The following is a 19525-nucleotide window of genomic DNA, read 5'->3' on the forward strand; positions in this document are numbered from 1 at the left end:
AAAAAAAAATCTTCAGAGCAGTTAAAACTTCTGAAGATTTTCCTTTTATTTTTTAAATTTAAAACGGTACATCGCTGTCATCATCGTCATCATTCAGATTACTTCCGAATGCTTCATTTGCTGAAGGCAGGTTTTTAGTAATAAATGGATTATCATCATGATTCATCTTTGATGGTAAATCGTCATAACTACCTGAAAAATCATCAAGATTATCAAATTTTCCAAGATGTCCAATAAATTTCAAACGAACATTTTCGATACCACCATTACGGTGTTTGGCGATCATTATTTCAGCCTGGCCAGCAGTTGGCGAAGCCTCGTCATCATCCCATTCGTCAATTTTGTAATATTCTGGTCGATATAAAAACGAAACAATATCGGCATCCTGCTCAATCGCTCCGGATTCACGAAGATCCGATAGCAACGGACGTTTACTTGAACCACGCGTTTCAACGGCACGCGATAACTGCGAAAGTGCAATTACCGGAACGTTTAACTCTTTTGCCAAAGCTTTTAAGTTTCGGGAAATGGTAGAAATTTCCTGTTCACGATTCCCTCCTCCTTTACCATTTCCACCGGCAGTCATCAATTGCAAATAGTCAACAATGACAATTTTGATATTATGCTGTGAAACCAAACGACGGCATTTTGCTCTTAAATCAAAAATAGAAAGTGACGGGGTATCGTCAATATACAGTGGTGCTTTTTCTAAGTTTTTTACTTTTGTACTTAACATTTCCCATTCATGGGGTTCTAATTTACCGGTACGTAATTTCTCGGATGATAGTCCTGTTTCTGATGAAATCAACCTTGTGATCAATTGCACCGAAGCCATCTCTAAAGAAAATAATGCCACTCCATGCCCAAATTCAATAGCAATATTTCTAGCCATCGAAAGTACAAATGCGGTTTTTCCCATCGCTGGCCTTGCCGCTATAATAATTAAATCACTTGGCTGCCATCCCGATGTCAGTTTATCCAGATTAGTAAAACCGGTTTCAACACCACTTAATCCTTCTTTTCCGGCAATTTCTTCAATACGTTTCTTTGCCTGTAAAACTAAACTTTGCGCTGTTTCAGAACTTCGTTTAATATTTCCTTGCGTTACTTCATATAATTTTGATTCGGCCTGATCCAGTAAATCAAATACATCTGCTGTTTCATCATAAGAGGCTTCAATAATTTCAGAAGAAATTCGAATCAAACTTCGCTGAATAAATTTTTGAAGTATGATACGTGAGTGAAATTCAATATGCGCCGAAGAGGCAATTTTTTGCGTAAGCTGAATTAAATAAAAATCTCCTCCTGCAACTTCTAATTTTCCGTTCTTTTTCAGCTGAGCCGAAACGGTTAATAAGTCAATTGGCTGCGTTTCAGTAAAAAGCTGCACAATCGCTTCAAAAATATATTTGTGTGCATCTTTATAAAAAGCATCCGGTTGCAAAATATCAATTACATCATCCACACCTTTTTTATCAATCATCATTGCACCAAGCACAGCCTCCTCTAATTCAAGTACTTGCGGCGGTAACTTTCCTTTTTCTAAATTAATAATGGTGGTTTTATCTACCTTTACAGGGTTTATGTTCTTGAAATTTTCCATATAGCGAAAGTAACAAAATTTAAAAAAAAATTGCTATCGAGTTATAACTATTAATTGTTTATAAATAAGTTTTTTTTGTTGATAACCAAAAAAAAATCCGAAACTGTAAGGCTTCGGATTTTAAATATTATTGTAAGAATTTACTCCTTATACTCGCCCATGTTACTATATTTGTCCATTCTCTGAGCAATTAAGTCGGCTGTTGATAAGTCTTTCAATTCGTTATATCCTTTTGTAATATATTCCGCTACTGTTTTAAAAGTGGTTTCGCGGTCATAATGCGCTCCACCTAACGGTTCCGGAATTACATCATCAACTAATTTTTGTTTTTTCATGTCAGATGATGTCAATTTTAAAGCATCAGCAGCACGTTCTTTGTATTCCCAGCTTTTCCATAAAATAGAAGAACATGATTCTGGAGAAATTACAGAGTACCAAGTATTTTCTAACATGTATACTTTATCACCAACACCTATTCCTAAAGCTCCACCTGAAGCACCTTCGCCAACGATAATGGTAATGATTGGCACTTTTAAACGAACCATTTCAAAAATATTTCTGGCAATAGCTTCTCCCTGTCCTCTTTCTTCAGCTTCAAGTCCCGGATATGCACCCGGTGTATCTACAAGAGTTAAAACTGGAATTCCAAATTTCTCTGCCATTTTCATCAAACGCAAAGCTTTACGATATCCTTCAGGATTTGCCATACCAAAATTACGGTACTGACGTGTTTTTGTATTATAACCTTTTTGCTGACCTACAATCATAAACGACTGTCCGTTTACTTTTCCTAAACCACCCACCATTGCTTTATCATCTTTAAAACCTCTGTCTCCGTGAAGTTCTAAAAAAGTATCACCGCAAATTGCTCTGATATAATCTAAAGTATAGGGTCTATTAGGATGTCTTGACAGCTGAACTCTTTGCCAGGCCGTAAGGTTTTTATATATGTCTTTTTTTGTTTGTTCTAATTTCTTGTTGATTTCCTTGCAGGTTGGTGTTACATCAACGTCAGATTCTTTTCCAATTATAACACACTTTTCTAACTGCTCTTCAAGTTCTTTTATTGGAAGCTCAAAATCTAAATATTCCATGGATTTTTGAATTTTGTTTTTAAATCGAACCGCAAATATAAAAATATTATACTATTCGTATGATTATTTCGTGTTTAAAATGTAAAAATGAAATTTATAAATAAGTAAAGTATTACAGATTCTTCTTATTTTGATAATGTTTAAAAACACCATTTAGAATAACTGTGATTACAATTATGATTGCACCAATGTAAAATTCAGTACTCATTTTTTCTTTTCCTCCAAGAATAAAATAAGCCAGCATAATACCGTAAACAGGCTCTAAATTAGTGGTTAACATTACTGTATAAGGCGTCAGCTTCTGCATTACTTTTACCGAAGCCGTAAAGGCATAAGCTGTACAAATCGATGCCAAAATGAGTAATAAAATCCAATTGTTTACTGACATTGTAAAAAAATCGGCAGTGAATTTTCCTTGTACCAAAAAATAAATAGAAATAAAGAAAACTCCTGCACCAAATTCATAAAATGTAATTACAGAGGGTTCATGATCAGAGATTAACTTTCCGTTCATTAAGGTAAACAAAACGCCTAAAATGATAGAAGCCAGAGCGTAATACATTCCGCTTAGATATTTAACCTCAACCTGCATAATTAGTGCTAAACCTCCAATTATTATCAATCCGAAGAAAACTTCGTACCATAATATTTTTCTTCCGTAAAAAAGCGGCTCTAATAAAGAGGCAAAAAAAGCGCCTAAAGAAAATATGGATAAGGTTATCGAAACATTAGAAACATGAATGGCCTTAAAAAAGAAAATCCAGTGAAGCGCAATTAGCAATCCTACAAAAATTAACTTGGCAAAAGACTGGGCTGATATTATAAAAGACTGCTTTTTATAGACAATGAAACCAGCAAGAAATATACCTGCAAGAAACATTCTGAACCAAACTAAATTTTCGGCATCAATTGTTATTAAAGCTCCTAAAATGGCTGTAAAACCCCAGATAAAAACAATTAAATGAAGATTTAAATAACTTTTTAAATTATCGTTTCGCATTACGTAATAAATAAACTGCCAGAATTCCGAAAACCATATTAGGGAACCACACAGCTAGTAAAGGTGAAAAAGTAGATTTTTCGGCAAGAGTACCAAATATTTTATCAAAAAACACAAATGAAAAGGCAATTGCAATTCCTATCGCAAGGTTCATTCCCATTCCTCCGCGACGTTTCATTGCTGAGACTGCAACTGCAATAATCGTTAAAATAAAGGCAGAAACAGGTACACTATATTTCTTATACAGCACAACCAAATAGGTATTTACATTTCCTGAACCACGTTTTCTTTCTTTTTCGATAAATTTATAAAGCTTACCCAAAGTTAAGGTCTCGGCAATATAAACTACCGGAGTTAAATCTTCTAGTTCAAACTTAAAAGCAGTATTTTTTTCAGGAGCTTTTTCAATGACATCGTTCAGGTCTCCAAGTGTTCTTTTAGTATAATCATACATAGTGTATGTTTTCTTCTTCGGATCCCACTTGATGCGGCTTGCTGTAATTTTATATTTTAATTTATCTTTTTCAAAATGCTCCAGCGTAAAATTAAAAGCCGTTTTTGATTCTTCATTAAAACTGTTTACAAAAATAAAATCATTATCATTAATTTGTCTGTAAACATTGGTGTTTTCACCCCGCATGAGTTCTTTTCCGTTTCCTTTTAAATAGGTATATCTAAAATTATTATACCCTTCACTGGCAGCAGGAACGATAAAAAATCCCATCAACAAAACAAAAATAGAAACGATTGTTGCACCAATAATATAAGGTCGTAAAAAGCGTGTAAATGAAATTCCCGAACTCAAAATAGCAATAATCTCTGTATTATTAGCCAATTTTGATGTAAACCAAATTACCGATAAAAACAAAAATATCGGAAACAAGGAATTGATAAAATAGATCGTGAAATTATAATAATAGAACGCAATATCCATAAACGGAATCTTGTTTTCCAACATCTTATTTACCTTTTCAGAAACGTCAATCACGATTCCGATAGGGGCAAATAATAATAGCATCACCGAAAAAGTGGCTAAATATCTTTTTAGAATATACTTATCTATTATCGTTAACATAGATTCTTTTTGTTTTTTTTGTTTCAGGTTTCAGGTTTCAAGTTCTTTGCAGAACGTGAAACCTGAAACCTGAAACTTGAAACTTTTTTTATAGTCTTTGACTCATATTTTTAACCATCATTTCTTTCCATGGTCTAAAATCGCCTGCTAAGATATGTTTTCTAGCTTCACGAACCAACCACATATAGAAACCAAGGTTATGAATTGTAGCAATTTGCTTTCCTAAATATTCGTTGGCAGCAAATAAGTGACGTAAATAGGCTTTTGTATATTCTGTATCAACAAAAGTATGTCCCATTTCATCAATTGGAGAAAAATCATCTTCCCACTTTTTATTTTTAATATTGATAGTTCCGTTTGCCGTAAACAACATTCCGTTTCTTGCATTACGCGTTGGCATAACACAGTCAAACATATCAATTCCTAACGCAATATTTTCCAGAATATTAATTGGTGTTCCAACACCCATTAAGTAACGAGGTTTATCCTCCGGAAGAATTTCGCAAACCACTTCTGTCATGGCGTACATTTCCTCAGCAGGTTCCCCCACTGATAATCCTCCAATTGCATTTCCTTGCTGACCTGAATTTGCAATATATTCTGCAGATTGACGACGCAAGTCTTTATAAGTACTTCCCTGAACAATCGGGAAAAATGTTTGTTCGTAACCGTATTTATAAGGCAATTTATCCAAATGATTGATACAACGATCCAGCCAACGGTGCGTCATGTGCATCGAGCGCTGTGCATATCTGTAATCGCAGGGATAAGGTGTACATTCATCAAAAGCCATAATAATATCAGCACCAATTGTACGCTGAATTTCCATTACGTTTTCTGGTGTGAAAAAGTGATAAGAACCGTCAATATGAGACTTAAACTTCACTCCTTCTTCCTTAATTTTTCGATTACTCGAAAGAGAATACACTTGGTATCCACCAGAATCTGTCAAAATATTACGATCCCAGTTCATGAATTTATGCAATCCACCGGCTTTTTCAAGAATTTCTGTTTGCGGACGTAAATATAAATGGTATGTATTTCCCAGAATAATATCCGGATTAATATCTTCTTTCAATTCACGCTGATGTACCCCTTTTACCGAAGCAACCGTACCAACAGGCATAAAAATAGGCGTTTCAATTACGCCGTGATCTGTAGTAATACTTCCCGCTCTCGCTTTCGACTGCGGATCTTTTTGTAATAAATCAAACTTCATCTGTTTCTTTTTTCAGTCGGCAAAGATAAGCTAATTTCAGGGAAATTTAATTAATTAGAAAATTTGTCAATTAGAAAATTAGATAATGATTTTTGAGCACCGAAAGTTTGGAATTTGGAATTTAAAAAAATTGGAATTTAGAAAATTTTGGGCGTTTCCGCCGCGGCGGATCGGGCTATCCGCTGCAAGTCCTCGCACTTCCTTCGTCAGGCTGTGGGCTTTTCGCTTCTATCCCTAACGCGTACATCTGATAGCTTTTCGACAAATAACCTAAATGTAAAAGTTGCAACAACCACAGTAATAAAGTGTAACACGACAAGCGTATTGATTTCTTAATTTTAATTATCTGGAAAAAACTAAATTAATATCAATTAAAATTATAGAAATCATGATAAGCTCAGAAAATAAAAACACAACCCCAGAAGAACGAATTGAAAGAAATCTGGATAATTTAGATTATCCGGCAAACGAAGACATTTACAATCAGGAAGAAAAACTCGAAGATATCGATCCCGAAGGAATTTCAGGTGAAAGAACAGTCATTAACAACGACAACTACGACAATGATTGGAAACAAAACAGTGACAAACTAGGAAATGATCTGGACATTCCGGGAGCTGAACTTGATGACGAACAAGAAGACATTGGTTCTGAAGACGAAGAAAATAATTTTTACAGTGAAGGCGACACTGAATAAACCCTTTTTGCCCGAATTACGAATTTTTGCAAATTATTTTGTCACACATTAAAAGATTGGAACAGATTTTTAAAATCAATTTAATCTTTTAATGTGTGGCAAACTTTTTTATACACTATTTACAAGATTTTGAAGTTTTTTTTCAGATTAATAAAAAAAGAAGCATAATTTAACAATTGTATCAAACTAATACAAAAAATCATTTGTCTCCCCGCAAAATAAAATTTACTTTTGCAACAGTTTAACTTTTACATATAAAATGAAGCCTAACACACAACAATTAAGCGATTTAACTATCCAAGTAAGAAGAGATATTCTTCGTATGGTACATGCTGTCAACTCAGGTCACCCAGGTGGATCACTAGGTTGTACTGAATTTTTGGTAACACTATACCAAAATATTATGGAACGCAAAGAAGGTTTTGATATGGACGGAATTGGTGAAGATATTTTCTTCCTTTCAAACGGACATATTTCTCCTGTATTTTATAGCGTTTTAGCGCGCAGCGGTTATTTCCCTATTTCAGAATTAGCTACGTTTAGATTACTAAACTCACGTTTACAAGGTCACCCAACAACTCACGAAGGTTTACCTGGTGTTCGTATGGCTTCTGGTTCATTAGGACAAGGTTTATCTGTAGCTCTTGGAGCAGCTCAGGCAAAAAAATTAAATGGAGATAATCATTTAATCTATACTTTACACGGAGATGGCGAATTACAAGAAGGTCAAAACTGGGAAGCTATCATGTATGCTTCTGCAAAAAAAGTAGACAACCTTATTGCAACTATCGACGTTAACGGAAAACAAATTGACGGAACAACTGATGAAGTTTTAGCAATGGGAAGTATTCGTGCAAAATTCGAAGCTTTTGATTGGGATGTTTTAGAAATTGCTGAAGGAAACAATATCGATGCTATTCTTGCCGGATTAACTGATGCTAAATCAAGAACAGGAAAAGGAAAGCCAGTTTGTATTTTATTACATACAGAAATGGGTAATGGTGTAGACTTTATGATGCACACTCACGCATGGCATGGTAAAGCACCAAACAACGACCAGTTGGCAAGTGCTCTGGCTCAAAACTATTCTGCAGATCAAATCGATTACTAAAAAAGTGTTCAGTCTCAGTGTGCAGTTTTCAGTTTAAAACTAGCCACTTAGAACCTTAGCATCTCATAAAAGACAAAAATGAAAAAATATACAAATACAGGAAGTAAAGATACTCGTTCGGGTTTTGGAGCGGGAATGACTGAATTAGGTCAAAAAAATGAAAAAGTAGTAGCACTTTGTGCTGATTTAATTGGATCATTAAAATTTGATGATTTCAAGAAAAATCACCCAGAGCGTTTTTTCCAAATTGGAATCGCAGAAGCTAACATGATTGGTATCGCTGCAGGTTTAACAATTGGAGGAAAAATTCCTTTTACAGGAACTTTCGCTAACTTCTCTACAGGAAGAGTTTACGATCAAATTCGTCAATCTGTTGCTTATTCAGATAAAAACGTGAAAATTTGTGCTTCTCACGCTGGTTTAACACTTGGTGAAGACGGAGCAACACACCAAATCTTAGAAGATATTGGATTAATGAAAATGTTGCCAGGAATGACTGTAATCAACACTTGTGATTACAATCAAACTAAAGCAGCTACTTTAGCATTGGCAGATCACCATGGTCCGGCTTATTTACGTTTCGGTCGTCCGGTTGTGCCTAACTTCATGCCAGCTGATGAACCTTTCGTAATTGGAAAAGCTATTTTACTAAACGAAGGAACTGATGTTACAATCGTTGCAACAGGACATTTAGTTTGGGAAGCTCTTATTGCTGCCGAAGCTCTTGAAGCAAAAGGAATTTCTGCTGAAGTAATCAACATTCATACTATTAAACCACTTGACGAAGAAGCGATCCTGAAATCATTGGCAAAAACAAAATGCGTTGTAACTGCAGAAGAGCACAACATTCTTGGAGGTCTTGGAGAAAGCATTTCAAGAGTATTAGCTCTAAACACTCCTGCTCCACAAGAGTTTGTAGCTGTAAACGATAGTTTTGGTGAATCTGGAACTCCAGAACAATTAATGGAGAAATACAAATTAAACAATCAGGCTATTGTTGAAGCTGTAGAAAAAGTTATCAAAAGAAAATAATTTTAGATTTTCTTACTTATATAAAAAAACCTCGAAAGTGATTTCGAGGTTTTTTATATTTGGATATGACTAGATTAGTACCAAGAAATATTAACTGGAAACGCACCACCCGGAACTATAGATGTTACTGGACCAGAAACCGCAAAATTAGTATAGGGATTGGCTAAAACATAACTAATTGTCCAATTTGCAAGCAAATAAGTTTGGGTGCCAGATATTCCTGACACATTAATGTCTGTCAAACTCCAAGGAGCGACCGATCCATTTCCACATGCACCACAAAACAAAGTGGTAGAAAAAGTTCTAACATTAAATGCTTCTTTCCATGTACATCTAAAAGTAGAACATGACCTGTATTGTAATATAGTACGTAAATACATTTTACTTGTTTGAATCTGATCATTCAAAACAATTGTTTCATTAAATAAATCTACAACATGTCTAAGTCTACTCCCTGATATTGTTTGTTCAGGAGTAACGAATGTTATTGTTCTGTTTTCATTTGGAATAACATTTCTACTCGTTAAACTTTCACTAGAGCCGGCCAAACTTAATAATTGACCATAAACTTCCATACTACCTTTACTATTCATAAGTTCAGTTGAAGTTTTATTTAATTCATTCCCTGACAATAAATAAAAATTACGCTCATTAAGCCACAAAACTTTATTTCCTATTTTTACTTTTGATTCAGAGTTTAAAATTGATTTTAAAGCATCTGAATACATTAATCTTGAATCAGCTAGTACATCTTCTTGGAGTACTAGTGAATCACTTGACGTATTCAATAATGAAGTTACTTTTTTTTCAGAAATCCAATTTTGAAGTTCATTCTTGTTTAACTCCGCTAAATGAGAATATTCTTTAACAAAAGATTCTTCATTTTTAAAAGCTAATATTCCACCCTCCAATACAGATCCATTAGAAGGAATTCCGGCTTCAATAGATTCAGATACCTGATCATCATTACTACATGATGCAAGAGCAGCAAACACAAAAAACATAATTACTTTTTTCATTTCAATAAGGTTTTGTTAATATTCTTACAAATATATAAATTTTTATACTAAAAAAATTACCAAAATAATAACAAATTAATAAATTGGTATTAAGAAATGAATATATATAATGATTATGAAATTAAAATTGCAAAAAAAAACTCGAAAAATAATTTTCGAGTTTTAATCTTAATTTACTGTTTCTTATAAGGATATGTTTTATCCAAATGAATTCTTAATCGAGTAGGTTCTAAATAATCTGCATCAATATATTTTCTTGGATTAGTTGCAGATTCTGCTTTAGCAGGATCGGTCAAATCACCTGTCGGTCTTCTAGGAATACCTCTTGGCTCTGTTTCATCTGTATTAGGAGTAGTAGGATTATCAACAATTGGATCCCAAGGATAATAAGTACTTATTCCGTAATTAATTCCGCCAACATTACCAATTTGGCCGGCTGGCTTAGTAATTTCATAAAAAGTTGTAAAGCCATCGCCATCATCATCAGCATCTAAAAAATCAGCAATACCATCTCCATCGGTGTCGTCAATTAAACTAGCTGGTGGATTTGGATATTTTACTGTATCTCTAAAATCATATACATAACCATCATTGTTAATATCTTCTTGAAAATCAAAAACACCGTCAAAATCATGATCTAATCGAGCAATGTCAAACAATTTAAATGTAAATACTAACGGAGAATATGCTTTAATACCATCTGTAGCTTCGCCATAATATGCAAGTCCTGAAGGTAAAAACATTACACCGGCACCAAAATTATCATAAGTCGCTACGCCATCAGCTCCAATTACAGAAGTACCTGTTTTAAATTTTGGAAAAATTTCTTTCCATCCATCTACAAAAACTCCACTTGTACCAGCGCCATCCAAATCAAAAGTTCTTGCCAAGCCACTAGAAGAGTCAAACTGTGTTCCATCTAATAAATATCCTGTGTAAGCAGTAGAAATTCTGTCGTAATTACACGGAGACACTCCTGTCCCTTGTCTTAATGATAAATAATAAACTGTATAAGTAATACCATCATTATAAACATCCCTCGTTTGTAAAGGATAATCTGTTTGATCCCAAATAGAAACCTGTGTTCCGCCTGCAGGAATTTTAGTGATTTTAATATCGAAATTAGCATTAACTTCTTCTATATAATTTGTCTTTAAATATTTCAGAATAGAATCATTATCAGCCTTATATTGTTCTGTATAATCTCTCAAAGGAACTACTACCACTTCATCATCATCACTTTTGTTACAAGAAACTATTGCAATACCAGCGAGCAATAAAACAAAATAATATTTAAATTTATTCATTATTGTTAATTTTTTAGGTGCGCAAGATACAATATTGATTTATTTTTGTAAAGAATTTAACTTGGATTTTAGAAAAATTATGAGAATAGATAAATACCTATGGTGCGTTCGTTATTACAAAACCAGAAACATGGTTACCGAGGCTTGTAAAAAGAACCATATTACTGTAAATGGGCAGGTTGCCAAGCCGTCTAAAGAAGTTTTTCCTACGGACAGAATTACCTTTAGAAAAGATCAGATTACACAAATTATCACGGTTTTGGATATTCCCGAAAGTCGTGTTGGGGCAAAACTTGTCGATATCTATCGAAAAAACGAAACTCCTTCAGAAGCATATGAACATTTAGAGCTATTAAAACTATCTAAAGAACACTATCGCAAAAGCGGAACGGGAAGACCAACCAAAAAAGACCGAAGAGATATTGACGAATACGGAAATGAGATTTTTGATGAAGACGAGGAAAATTAAATTTCAAACTTTTTAAATTCCAAACTACTTCTGTAAGATCATATTAAAAAAAGAAAAAAACTAAATTCAAAACCTCAACATTGGAATATTTAATTTCGGATTTCCTTTTCAAAATTGAAATTTGGATTTTTTATATTGGAATTTAAAATTTGTACTTTAGCAAAAAAATAAAATCATGAGCAAGAACATTATCTTAACCCATCAGGAAATCGAACATAAAATCAAACGTATCGCGTATCAAATTTACGAGACTTTTGTTGATGAAGAAGAGGTTGTTATTGCCGGGATCGCTTCTAATGGATCTATTTTTGCCGAAAAAATTGCATTGGCTCTAAGCAACATCTCGACTCTTAAAATTTCACTTTGTGAAGTTAAGGTCGACAAACAAAATCCGCAACTACCTATACAAACCTCATTAAACGCATCAGAGTATTCCAATAAAGGATTAGTATTGGTTGATGATGTATTAAATTCAGGTACTACCTTGATATACGCCGTTCGTCATTTTTTAGACGTTCCGCTTAAAAAATTCAAGACGGCAGTACTTGTAGACAGAAATCATAAAAAATACCCTGTAAAAGCAGATTTTAAAGGAATTTCGCTTTCTACCTCTTTACTTGAACATGTTCAGGTAATTTTTGATGACAATGGTAATGATTATGCGTTTTTAAGCTAAAATTTTTAAAATATCTTCAACTGTTTCTTCGACTGTTCTATTATCAACCGACAATTTATGTTGTGCATGGTTGTAATAAAAGCTTCTGTCGAACAAATGTTTTGCGATAAATTCTTTCATTTCGTCCTCATTCATATTAGCAATCAAAGGGCGTTTGCTTTTGTTATGGATTAATCTATTATATAAAGTCTCTATTGAAGCTTTTAAATAAATAGATATAACATCATCCTTTTTCAATAATTCATGATTATTGGCATAGCATGGCGTTCCACCTCCTAAACCTATTATAGTATTTTCTGAAGATTGAAGCAATTCGACAAACATTTCGTGTTCTAATTTCCTAAAATAGATTTCTCCTTTTTGTTCGAAAATCTCATTTATTGATAAATTAGCTCTTTTTTCGATGCAATTATCCAAATCTAAAAATGGAATATTTGTAATTTTTGAAAGATTTTGGGCAATTGTTGACTTTCCGCAGCCCATATATCCTAATAAGACTATTTTTTTCATTCTAATAAAACACTATAAATTAGGGGATTGTAAATTTTGTTTAAAAAAAGACAAATTTATAATAAAATTGCTTGCAAATAATAAAATAAACTCCTTATATTTGCACCCGCATTCAAGGAACATATGACTCGATAGCTCAGTCGGTAGAGCACATCACTTTTAATGATGGGGTCCTGGGTTCGAGCCCCAGTCGGGTCACAAAATTTGTGACTAACAAAATAAGTTTCTTGAAAGCAATGACTCGATAGCTCAGTCGGTAGAGCACATCACTTTTAATGATGGGGTCCTGGGTTCGAGCCCCAGTCGGGTCACAAAAGGTCGAGTAATTTATTACTTGACCTTTTTTCATTTTAGGCCACGTGGAGAAACGGTAGACTTGCCATCTTGAGGGGGTGGTGCTCGTAAGGGCGTGTGGGTTCAAATCCCACCGTGGTCACACTTATCACTTTATTACAAAACAAAACGCCTTATAAATAAGGCGTTTTGTTTTGTAAATGTTTTTATATTACCACCATAGCCCGCATCTTTGAACGGAAAAGAATTACAATAAATAATTATTTCTCTCCCTCATAACACTCAGGTGCATCGCTTCTTTTAAACTCTACAGTTTCTTTATGGATTTCCATGATCAATTTCGATTTTATAAACCCAACATCATTTTTCTTTTAGAACTAGCCGCAAAAGTTGGTGCCAAGTACATATTCGAGCTCATCAACGTTGTTTTATTTGCATATTCAATATTCGCATATAAAATCAGAGTATCTTTACCCCAATGATAGCGATAAAGAATATGCAGCTGATTGACCATCTCTCCTTTTCTTAATTCCAAATATTTATTTCAAGTCACAATTATAATAACAAAATTCCACGAATAAACATTCACCTATTGCTCGTTCAATCGTTTTAGGTTTTTCATTCGTTTTCGCATTCAACCTTAATAAGCTATAATAATTATGACATTGATATCCAAAGAAAAATTTTCTGAAGCTGCCGGCCTTTCTAAAATTCCTATCCCGGGATTATCCTCTTATTTAATGAAGGTAATGAAGATTAACGATTTAAATACAATGGTTAAGGAAGCAGGTAATCTTGAAGGTGCAGATTTCGCTAATTATGCCTTAACGAAAATAGGCGTAAAAGTCAAGTATGATGCCACCGAATTATTAAATATCCCAAGTAAAGGAGCCTTTATCGTAGTGGCTAATCACCCTTATGGAGGTATCGAATCATTAGCCTTATTAAGTACAATTGCGAAAATACGTCCTGACACCATGTATATGGGGAATTTTTTATTGAAGGAAATACCAAATCTTGAAAAATGCATTATTGCGGTAAATCCATTTGAAAATGTACAAAATTCTGCCAGTATCACAGGATTAAAAATGACGTTCAAAGCTTTATCAGAAGGCATTCCTGTTGCCATATTTCCTGCCGGAGAAGTTTCATCATATGATTTTAAGACAAGTAAAATCACAGATCCGGAATGGCATCCTGTAGTAGGAAAAATTATCAGCAAAGCCAATGTGCCTATCTTACCTATATATTTTCATGGAAATAATGGTTTTTTCTTTAGTATGCTAAAATCAATTCACCCGATGTTGCAAACTTCAAAACTGATTTCAGAAATGTTTAACAAACAAGGACACGAACTAAAAATGACTATCGGGAAAGCCATTTTTTTATCACAAACAAAAGACAAAGCCGCTGATCTTCTAATGTTGCAAAATCTTAGAAGCAAGCTATACGCTCTCAAAAATCAATTACCTAATTAAGAGCTTCAAGTTATTTAGCACTTGTGACAAACCTTGAAAATCAACTACTTTCCTTCACGTCTGCCAAGTTGCTTAAAACCTGAAAATCTTCAAACAAAAGGTTTGATTTTTTCGTACCAGTTCACAATAAAATAAAAAAGCCTGAGGATCTTATTCTCAGGCTTTTTGGTTCAACAAAAAAAAACAATTTTGATTCCAAAACTGAAAGACATTTTCTCTTTTATCTTATTTTGTTACTTGCAAAATATCAAGAAAGCAAATCTTGATAGAAGGTTACATTACGCACATTAACAGGATCCCAACTTCCGTTTGAAATACGGTGTAATTCAATATAATAAATTCCTTCTTCCAGATAAATATCACCCAACTGTTTGATTACATAGTCTGTAAAACTATTAGTAGCAGTAAAAGAATAAAAAATACTTGAAATATCTTTTATCACCAATTGAAATTTACCGGAAAAACCGGCCAGCTCACATTGCCAATGGTAAATTCCTGCCTCATCCACTTTCACTCTCCAAGCTGGATACGAAGCTGGATTTGTCCAGCCGCCAATGTTATAATTTGGAGCATGTTCTATCATAATGTCAGGTCCATGCAGTATGGCACTTTGAGCAGGAAGAACCAATGTTCTGTCTGAGTTTTGATTGATAATAGGAGTTTTGTCAATCTCGGGATGAATCGAAATTTGGCGAACGTTTACTGCATCCAGTCCACCATTTGAAATACGATGTAATTCGATTTTATATACACCAACAGGCAAATTAATTGTTCCTAAAGTCAAGGCCTGATAATTGCCATAACCGCTTGTTGTGATTGTAAATGGATAAGGACCTTGCTCTACTCCGTTTATTTTAAGCACGAACTGTCCTGAATAGCCAGATACAATTGCATCCAAAATGAAATTTCCGGCATGAATAACTTCAACGTGCCAAGTGGCAAAGCCATCGGGATCAGTCCAATATCCCAGATTATAAAACTGTCCATTTTTCTCAATACGTAACCCTGAAGTAATAGCATCAACAGCATTTAAATTGAGTGTCCCATCATTGAACTGTCTAACAAAAGTGAAAAGGATATCCACAATTCCTGACATTTCTAAAACAATCGTTGTGCTAATATTGTCCAGCGGAGCATCAGGTACTGGAATAGTATATCCCGAAAATCCATCATTAGGAGTTATATTTAATGCTGTTTTATTGGAATCAGCAAGAAAATACGCTTTTACAACACTATCATGATATAGATCAGGAACAATTAAATTTCCATTCAAAGGCCAATTATCAGCAAACACATGCAGATACAGGTATTGTATTCCGTCTACAATTTTACGGGTAGCTCGTCCCCAAAGCAATTGTGTCGTATACGGGCTGTGTTGGGCTCCATGTATAGCCATTTTATTTATACACATCCAATAAGCAAGTCCATTAAGTCTGTCTACAGCGTCGGATGGGAACGTTCCATCTCCTTCAGGACCTACATTCAGAAGGAAATTCCCTCCTTTACTCACGATATCAATTAGTTTTTGAATTAAATCTTTTTCAGTTTTCCAACGCGTATCATGAGCGGCATACCCCCAATTATCATTCATGGTCATACAAGTTTCCCAATCTGTTCCATCTCCGTTTGGCGGCATATTAGGGATACCTTGTTCAGGAGTAGTAAAGTCGCCGGTCAAACCATCATACATTCGATCATTGAATATCAAACGATCTGTTCCGGGGATATTTTTAATTGCTTTCATCATTCGGTAACGGAATTCGGGTGTACTTGCGAATCCTAAATCCCACCAAATCAAATCAATTCCATAATCATTAATCATTGTTTGAATGTGGGGCACCACAATGTTATCCGTATACTGTGCACTTTCCTCATAAGGAGCTATATGACTGGCAGTTAAATTCTGCGGAGTCCATCCCATTCCGCCGGGATTCATCCAATCCAGACATTGAGAATAATAAAATCCTATTTTCAATCCGGCTGCATGAGCCTCAGTCACCAAATTTTTCAAAACATCAACAGAAATATTAGTGTCATCTTCAATATTGTATCCAACATGATTGGTGTGTATCAATGCAAAACCTTCATGATGTTTGGCGGTAACAACAATGTATTTCATTCCAGCATCTTTTGCCATTCTTACCCATTCGGAAGCATTAAAGTTTGCTGCCGTGAAATCTTTCCAACGAGATTTGTATTCTATTCTGGGAATTTGAGCCGCAAACATAATCCATTCTGCATATTGACCAGACTTATAAGGTTCTCCTGTAGTGGGATCGATTTTAATAGTTCCATCCGGATTAATCCATTCAGGACGATATGTTGAATAGTAATCCTGCATCCAATGATCAGGATCAATATACGGACCTGTTTTCATTAAAGTTGGTCCCGTATAATATCCTGCCAGACCGGAGTAGCAGCCCCAGTGAACAAAGAGACCAAAACCCGCTTCACGCCACCACGCCATTCGCTCATCTTTGTGCTCTTTTGTCTCGAGAGTAGTTACATAAAGACTGTTACTCATCTTGGTTACAATATCTTGGTTATCATCTCTGCCTCTTACCTCGAAATAATAAATATCAAATGAATTCAGGTTATGTACAGTTATTGCGTTACTATTAACATTTTTATAAAAAACACCTTCTTTAAATACATCATATGAAGTTACCAACGGAAGCGCATCCCACGATAAAGAAATAGAATTGGTTTTTACATCGGTTGCTTTTAATTCTTTAGGATTGTTATTGTAAAAGGGATTAATATCGATCTCTGTATCGCTAAAAATTAAATCATCAATATAAATAACATCTCCAATTGCAGCATTACTGATATAATCAGGCTGAAAACCAAACTTCGTAATATTTTTTACCTTGTTTGACAATAAATCAAATACCGCTACACCCCATTCGTTTTGTTTATCTAATGGGCTCTGGGACAAGAATTCATTGTTTCCTCCATCAGAAATATTAACCCTGATCTGTGAATTAGGATTATTACGATAATATTTCATGTACAAATATTTATACTCAGAGAGAGGAACATTTGGTGCACAGTAAAATCCTGCCCAAATAGCAGTATTTGTAACCCTTTTAAATTTCAAAACTTTATTACTTTGGTTCGCCCCGGTTCTGTCGGGATTATCAACCACCGTCATCTGCATTTCGTTTGGCGGATTGGTATTTATTTGATTTGTAAAGTTGATTTTTCCGTTTTCAAAATTATCAAGTACAAATGGCTCTCTAAGTATTGGACGCGGATAAAAATCCAGTTTAAAATTCAATTTATCCAATGCCGTTTGAATTTCAGGAGCAGACATAAAATAATCCCAAAGCAAGCCTGAACGGTAATTTTCAATCATACAAACAATCGGACCCTGATCAATAGCCAAATAACTGCCATCGACCCAATTGGCACTCTCATTAAAAGAGTCTACAAATCCCGCTTTCTCGTTCCAGATTTTCGTTCCCAAATGCTCATAAAAATACCTCATTGCAGCTAATGACTCTTGAGGTGTATACGGCATTGATGAGAGAGCTGCTGTTGGGGCAATTACACCTTTGTCATTTCCGGGCGAATGGGCATTGTAACCCATATTTCCATCGCAAGCAGTCAGTCCCCAGGCTTTATCCTGACCGTATCCTGTATATCCTAAAGGATTCTCTTCGCAATAAGCTCTGTTTATCAATGTGTGAGCCTGATTTTGCTGAAAATAATTTACATTATTGTAGGTATCCCTCAAATTCTTTGGATTAAATCCCATAAATGAATAATGAGCAAAAAACAAAGGACCACCTTTGGCGCTGCCACTGCCAATAGGAAGAGTAATATCATAAAATTTTTGATTCTTGCTCTTATAACTGCCGCTTGCTGACCAGCCTGTTTGCCATAAATTAGGATCACTGGCATGAGTTGGCGAAGCAACGGCTAAAAGATAAGTTATCATGCACTCGTTCCAACCAATGATTGGCAATTGAATCACATTTTGCAAGGCATTATTACAATGCCAATACAACTTATCTGATCCGAATGTAAAGTAATTCCAGTCGACATTGTTCCAAAGCACATTAATCTTGACAACCAGACTTTGTTCTGTTAATATTGGCTGATTGAAATACTGGCGTGCCGTAATCAAGCCTTCCATTAAAAAAGAAGTTTCTACCAAATCACCTCCATTGTCTTCTTTACTAAACGGAATAGTTTCACCTGTATTTCCGTTTATCCAATGAGCAAAAGCACCTTTGTAATTTGATGCTGAATTGGTTAAGAAATCAACAATTTTCTCAATATGTAGACGTCCTTGCTCTCTGGTGATAAATTCCCTCTCAATTCCTACTAAAATAGCCATCACTCCAAATCCTGAGCCACCTGAAGTAACGGCATTTCCCGGTGATCCTGATACAGGAATACGTTCGTATGCCATTCCTGAATTTGCATTTGCATGATCCCAAAAGTATTTAAAAGCATATTGCTGCGTTTTTGTAAGCAGCTGTTCATCTGTAAGTGTTAAAGTGGAGTTTTCCATAAGATTAATTGATTTAAGTATAAATAATATCAAGTAAAGCTGTAGTTATATTATTATCGCTATCAAACAAATAAAATGGCTTATAGAGACCTGTTAACAAAAAACAAGCGTAAGTATTTTAAATTCAGTATTCCAAAAATGCAATTGATATACTGATAGTTAATCACCTGACATTTTGTTTTTTTTAATTATAATACGGGATTTGCATTGACAAATAATCCGTCGGTAGTAAAATTTGGTTTGGACGATGCTTGAAAGAATATTTCCAACAATTTCTATCGGTGTAAATCACGAAATTGTTACTATTTGGTGGCATTTTAAGATAAGACTGAGGCTTATTTTGTCTATTAAAACCACATCATAAATGTTTTTTCTTGCTTTTAAAGGCTTAAAAATCAAAAAGTTGTAATAAATATAGT

At 34.5% G+C, this 19525-nt stretch carries 15 protein-coding genes and 3 tRNA genes; 9 read left to right on the forward strand and 9 right to left on the reverse strand.

Annotation, left to right across the window (positions count from 1 at the left end):
- Window positions 1-58: 58 nt before the first annotated feature.
- The 5 genes from dnaB to tgt all read right to left on the reverse strand — a co-directional run bounded on the left by dnaB (window position 59) and on the right by tgt (window position 5991).
- Entirely contained in the window at window positions 59-1603 is a 1545-nt protein-coding gene (gene dnaB, locus SD960_RS02735) for a replicative DNA helicase (protein ID WP_042567358.1), read from the reverse strand.
- Window positions 1604-1743: 140 nt separating this feature from the next.
- Window positions 1744-2697, reverse strand: a complete 954-nt coding sequence (locus SD960_RS02740) for an acetyl-CoA carboxylase carboxyltransferase subunit alpha (protein ID WP_042567357.1) — start codon at window positions 2695-2697, stop codon at window positions 1744-1746.
- A gap of 112 nt (window positions 2698-2809) precedes the next feature.
- Entirely contained in the window at window positions 2810-3697 is an 888-nt protein-coding gene (locus SD960_RS02745; protein ID WP_318800743.1) for a DMT family transporter, read from the reverse strand.
- Complete coding sequence (locus SD960_RS02750; RefSeq protein ID WP_042567355.1) at window positions 3684-4772, reverse strand: LptF/LptG family permease; 1089 nt, start codon at window positions 4770-4772, stop codon at window positions 3684-3686. Before SD960_RS02750 ends, SD960_RS02745 begins: the two co-directional genes overlap by 14 nt.
- Window positions 4773-4860: 88 nt before the next feature.
- Window positions 4861-5991 carry a tRNA guanosine(34) transglycosylase Tgt gene (tgt, locus tag SD960_RS02755; RefSeq protein WP_042567354.1) on the reverse strand — a complete coding sequence of 377 codons (1131 nt, stop codon included), beginning with the start codon at window positions 5989-5991 and terminating at the stop codon, window positions 4861-4863.
- A gap of 388 nt (window positions 5992-6379) precedes the next feature.
- Here tgt and SD960_RS02760 point away from each other — a divergent pair, with 388 nt between their 5' ends.
- The 3 genes from SD960_RS02760 to SD960_RS02770 all read left to right on the forward strand — a co-directional run bounded on the left by SD960_RS02760 (window position 6380) and on the right by SD960_RS02770 (window position 8831).
- Window positions 6380-6688: a hypothetical protein gene (locus tag SD960_RS02760; protein ID WP_318800747.1), complete on the forward strand. Its 309-nt coding sequence runs from the start codon at window positions 6380-6382 to the stop codon at window positions 6686-6688.
- A gap of 259 nt (window positions 6689-6947) precedes the next feature.
- Complete coding sequence (locus SD960_RS02765) at window positions 6948-7799, forward strand: transketolase (protein ID WP_318800748.1); 852 nt, start codon at window positions 6948-6950, stop codon at window positions 7797-7799.
- 78 nt (window positions 7800-7877) lie between these two features.
- Window positions 7878-8831: a transketolase family protein gene (locus tag SD960_RS02770; protein WP_073396641.1), complete on the forward strand. Its 954-nt coding sequence runs from the start codon at window positions 7878-7880 to the stop codon at window positions 8829-8831.
- Window positions 8832-8905: 74 nt separating this feature from the next.
- Here the strand turns inward: SD960_RS02770 and SD960_RS02775 are convergent, their stop codons facing one another.
- Window positions 8906-9850 (reverse strand): hypothetical protein, encoded by a 945-nt coding sequence (locus SD960_RS02775; RefSeq protein WP_318800752.1) that lies wholly within the window; start codon window positions 9848-9850, stop codon window positions 8906-8908.
- A 173-nt stretch (window positions 9851-10023) separates the two neighbouring features.
- Window positions 10024-11157, reverse strand: coding sequence for a hypothetical protein (locus tag SD960_RS02780; protein WP_318800754.1), 1134 nt, complete (start codon window positions 11155-11157; stop codon window positions 10024-10026).
- 79 nt (window positions 11158-11236) lie between these two features.
- On the opposite strand from SD960_RS02780, the gene SD960_RS02785 reads away from it, so the two are divergent.
- A complete protein-coding gene (locus SD960_RS02785; RefSeq protein WP_318800756.1) occupies window positions 11237-11626 on the forward strand; it encodes an RNA-binding S4 domain-containing protein in 390 nt (129 codons plus the stop codon).
- A 175-nt stretch (window positions 11627-11801) separates the two neighbouring features.
- Window positions 11802-12302: a phosphoribosyltransferase domain-containing protein gene (locus SD960_RS02790; protein WP_073396779.1), complete on the forward strand. Its 501-nt coding sequence runs from the start codon at window positions 11802-11804 to the stop codon at window positions 12300-12302.
- Here the strand turns inward: SD960_RS02790 and SD960_RS02795 are convergent.
- Window positions 12294-12812: a shikimate kinase gene (locus tag SD960_RS02795; protein WP_318800758.1), complete on the reverse strand. Its 519-nt coding sequence runs from the start codon at window positions 12810-12812 to the stop codon at window positions 12294-12296. The two genes, SD960_RS02790 and SD960_RS02795, sit on opposite strands and share 9 nt — an antisense overlap.
- 125 nt (window positions 12813-12937) lie before the next feature.
- Here SD960_RS02795 and SD960_RS02800 point away from each other — a divergent pair.
- From SD960_RS02800 to SD960_RS02815, 4 genes are all read left to right on the forward strand, one after another.
- Window positions 12938-13010 (forward strand) — tRNA-Lys (locus SD960_RS02800).
- Between the two features lie 40 nt (window positions 13011-13050).
- Window positions 13051-13123 (forward strand) — tRNA-Lys (locus tag SD960_RS02805).
- 42 nt (window positions 13124-13165) lie between these two features.
- Window positions 13166-13248 (forward strand) — tRNA-Leu (locus tag SD960_RS02810).
- Window positions 13249-13765: 517 nt separating this feature from the next.
- Complete coding sequence (locus SD960_RS02815) at window positions 13766-14584, forward strand: hypothetical protein (RefSeq protein WP_318800759.1); 819 nt, start codon at window positions 13766-13768, stop codon at window positions 14582-14584.
- Between the two features lie 247 nt (window positions 14585-14831).
- On the opposite strand, the gene SD960_RS02820 is transcribed toward SD960_RS02815, so the two are convergent.
- The gene (locus SD960_RS02820; RefSeq protein ID WP_318800760.1) at window positions 14832-19106 is read right to left on the reverse strand and encodes an alpha-L-fucosidase; all 4275 of its coding nucleotides are present in this window, start codon (window positions 19104-19106) and stop codon (window positions 14832-14834) included.
- Window positions 19107-19525 lie beyond the last annotated feature (419 nt).

The organism is Flavobacterium sp. MMLR14_040 (genome assembly GCF_033657265.1).
Lineage (GTDB): Bacteria > Bacteroidota > Bacteroidia > Flavobacteriales > Flavobacteriaceae > Flavobacterium.